Origin of the sequence: Frateuria sp. GZRR35 (assembly GCF_051900415.1) — a bacterium.
In the GTDB taxonomy this organism is placed as follows: Bacteria; Pseudomonadota; Gammaproteobacteria; order Xanthomonadales; family Rhodanobacteraceae; genus Frateuria_A.
In genome coordinates this window covers 1-3724 of record NZ_JBHZGL010000026.1, presented here as the reverse complement: position 1 = coordinate 3724, position 3724 = coordinate 1, and the positions used below count along the sequence as shown (strand labels likewise).

Sequence of the window (3724 nt, the reverse complement as noted above, 5' to 3'; positions counted from 1 at the left end):
GGCGGTACCTAGCTCTTATCCCTCACCGGGCTTAGCAGGCCATTTCTTTGGTTACTTTCTTTGGGCCAGCAAAGAAAGTGACCCGAGCGCCGGTAGGCGATCGGAAGCCCGCGGCAGGCGAGCCAAGTCGAGGAAAGGCCGCGCAAGAACGACAAGCAAGGCAGCGCTCTCGCAGGCAGCCCGGCGAGCCCCGGGCCCTCACCCAAGCCCTCTTCCCGGAGGGGAGAGGGAGCCAAGTACCAGACAGCCCCGCGAACCCCGGCCCTCACCCCAACCCTCTCCCCGGAGGGGAGAGGGAGATAGCTGAAGGTCAACGCACGCCCTTGCACATCGGCGCGCCCGAACGCACGAACAGCTGGCGCACCGCCGGGTCCCAACTCAACGACAGCCCACCCGGAAGCCCCACCGTGGCATTGGCGTCCGCGCTCTGCTCGAACGGACCGGCCGTTGCGCTGGCGCCGTCGGCATAGGCGACCGTGGCCCAGATCCGGTAGGCAACCGGATCTCCGCAGGCGGAAGTATCGATAGCCTGCGCCACGGTCGCACCGTAACCACCGAGCGGCGGCAAAGTGCCCTTGCCCAGCGCCACCGTGCGCGAGGCGGCCCGGCCGCACACCGCCTCCAGTGCATAGCTCACGGTGAATGTCGGCGCCGGCACCACTTGCACCGCAACAGTCGCCTCCGGTTGCGCGCTGCAGCCGACCAGGAAGGCCTTGTGCTGCGGCCGCGCGTGCAGCACATAACTGCCCGGCACAAGCGAGACGGTTGCTGGCCACTCGAACTCGATGCGCGTGGGCAGCACCCCCGTGATGCGAGGCTGCACGGACAGCGGCGTGCCGTTGGCATCGGTGGCGGTCAGCTGCGGGTCCGGGCACTGCGGATCGTGGAGTTCGCTGCCCACCAACGCCAGCGCGACCGGCTTGTCCGCCATGCGCAGCGCAAACACTGCCGTATGGTCTGCGCTTTCGACCCGGTCGATGGTCGCCTGCATCGGCTTGCCCTCGGCCGGCGCCTGCGCGAGTTGGCGAACCGAGAGCGCAAGCGCCTGCGCCATGGCGGCGAGCTCGCCCTCGCGACAGCCCCCGGCATTGTCGGCAAAGTCCGCGGCCAGTTGCGCGGCGGCGTGCGCGCGCAGGACTTGGCCGCGCGCGCGGTCGTCCAGCGCGGTCAGCGGCTGTGCGAGCTGTTTACCCAGCGCGCCACGCAGGTTTTGCGCGAGCGCCTGCAGCTGTTCCGTCATCGCCGCGGCATCCGGCTGGCCGGCCAGGCGTTGCCGTGCGGCGTCGAGCTGGTCGGCTACGCCCCCGGCCGTCAACCGCGGCGGAAGCTGCGCCCACGCCGGCGCGGCCAGGGCGAAGAGCAGCCCGAGCCCAGCCGCCTGGCGCAGGCGGAGCGGCTTACTCATCGCATTCCTCCATTTCCGGATCGCAGGCCTGCTGGTCGGTGGGCAACAGGATGCCGGAGGGCACGATGCCAAACGAGCGGTAGTTGGCGGTGATGACGCCGGAGTCGATGTAGGCATCGCCATGGTTGCCGTTCTGTGCGCGGCTGGTCAGGACCGAGGTCGGCACGTTGACACTGGGTCCGCCGATCACCGGCAACGGGTTCCCGCGCGCATCCACTGCATAGAAATACGCCGGTGGCAGGCCAATGCCGGACACCACCTGGTTGGATACGCCGGTGACATAGATCGGCGCGTTGCTGGTGCCGATGCGCCCGGTCGACGACCATGTGCCGCTGCCGTTGTACAGCCAGTTGGTGCCCTGTTGGAGCAGGTCGCCATCGTGTACGCCGAGATACAGCTCGGCCGTACCCGCATTCACCGTGTATGCGCTACCACCCACCGAGGCCAGCGTCAGTGTCTGCCCATTGGTGAAGCTGAAACCGGCTGGGGAGGAGAAGCCGCCGAGCGTGCCCACGCGGTTGTCCATGAACTGCAGGGACGTGCCCAACCTGGTCGGGCCACCCGCGCTGCCGGTAAGCGTGGCAGCGAAGATGCTGCCGGCCGCACCGCCGTCGATGGCACCCGCGGACTTCAGCGTAACAAGGTCTGCGGACAATGCGCCGGCGATCGTCATATCACCACTGGTCGTTTGCAGCGCGATGCCGCTGCCACCATCGACGCTGCCGGCAACGGCGAGCGACTGCCCGTTGAGCAGGTAGAAGCCGTTTGCCGTGAAGTCGTCCAGCGTGCCGATCATGTTTGCCGGGTCCAGCGTGGTGCTGCCAACCGACTGGCCGGTGAGAACGCCCGCGGTAACCGCGCCTTTGGCACCCTCGCTGATTGCGCCGCCGGAACGCAGCGTGGTCATGCCGGTGCCGCTATTCACGCCGGCGTTGATCGCCAGGTCACTACGGCCATCGAGCGCGACAGCGCTACCGGCAACATTGCCGTTGATCGTCAAGGCGCCCGCCGTGGTGGCAAGGCTGGTCGCGCCGCTGCCGCTGTTCACCGCGCCTGTCACCGTCAATGCCTGCGCATTCGTCACGCTGATGCCGTTCGCGCTGAAACCGCCCAGGTTGCCGATCTGGTTGGCCCCGCCCAGCACGGCTGCGCCTGACGCATTGCCCAGCAGCGTGCCGGCGGTAACGACGCCGCTGCTGCCTTCGCTGATCGCGTCGCGCGAGGTCAGCGTGGTCGTGCCGCTGCCGCTGTTCACGCGGCCATCGATCGCCAGGCTGCTGCCACTATCGAGGTTCACCGAGCCGCCAGCGATGCTGCCGCCTACGGTCAGTGTGCCCGTGGTGGTGGCCAGACGGGTCGCGCCGCTGCCGCCGTTGACCGTGCCGGCCACCGTCAACGCCTGCGCGTTCTCCAGACTGAAACCCTTCGAGCTGAAGTCGCCCAGGCTCACGATCGCGTTGGTTCCGTCGAGCGCTACCGCACCATCGGCGCTGCCGTTCAGCGTGCCCGCGGTGATGAGGCCGCTCGCGCCTTCTTCGATCGTCCCGCCGGAGTTCAGGCTCGTGCTGCCGGCGCCGCTATCGACATGGCCGTTGATGCCCAGGCCGGCCTGTCCGGTCAGCACAACCGAGGCACCGGCGACGTTGGCGTGCACCGTAAGTGCGCCAGCGGTGGTGGTGATGCCGGTGGTGCCATTGCCACCGTTCACCGTGCCGGCCACCGCCAGCGCCTGTGCATTGGTCAGGATGAAGCCGTTGGCGCCGAAGCTTTCCAGCGCGCCGATCCGGTTCGCTCCATCGAGCGTGGTGGCGCCCGCGGAGGTGCCTGTCAGCTTGCCGGCGGTGATTTCGCCGCTGCTGCCTTCGTCAATGGCGCCCGCGGAGGTGAGCGTGGTGGTGCCGCTACCGCTGTTCACCCCCGCGTTGAGGGTGAGATCGCCTGCGCTGTGCAGGTTCACGGTACCTCCGTTGACGCCTCCGTTCACCGTGAGCTTGCCGTCCGTGGTGATCAGCATGACGCCGGATGCGCCCCCATTCACCGCGCCGGCCACCGTCAGCGCCCGCGCGTTCGTCAGGCTGAAGCCGTTCGCGCTGAAGTTGCCCAGCGCGCCGACCTGGTTCGCGCCGGTGAGCATGGCCGCGCCGGTCGCGCTGCCGCTGAGCGTCGCTGCCGTCAGTACGCCATGGGTGCCTTCGGTGATCGCTCCGCTCGCGGTGAGCGTCGTCGTCCCTGCGCCGCTGTTCACCGCCCCGTTCAACGCCAGGGCCCCGCCACTCAGGCTCAGTGCCTGGCCGTTGCTCGCCACGCTGCCATTCACCG

General features: G+C 68.6%; 2 protein-coding genes. Both read right to left on the bottom strand.

Going from position 1 to position 3724, the window contains the following annotated elements; all coding sequences use genetic code 11:
• Window positions 1-310: 310 nt before the first annotated feature.
• Window positions 311-1405 carry a hypothetical protein gene (locus tag ACFWZ3_RS17225; RefSeq protein WP_439708901.1) on the bottom strand — a complete coding sequence of 365 codons (1095 nt, stop codon included), beginning with the start codon at window positions 1403-1405 and terminating at the stop codon, window positions 311-313.
• Window positions 1398-3724, bottom strand: a 2327-nt coding sequence (locus tag ACFWZ3_RS17220; protein ID WP_439708900.1) for a beta strand repeat-containing protein, incomplete at its 5' end; no start/stop codon positions are given. The genes ACFWZ3_RS17225 and ACFWZ3_RS17220, both read right to left, overlap by 8 nt.

What these genes read in the sequence shown, in the direction of transcription:
- ACFWZ3_RS17225 (WP_439708901.1), bottom strand. Translation starts at nt 1,405, where the DNA reads ATGAGTAAGCCGCTCCGCCTGCGCCAGGCGGCTGGGCTCGGGCTGCTC.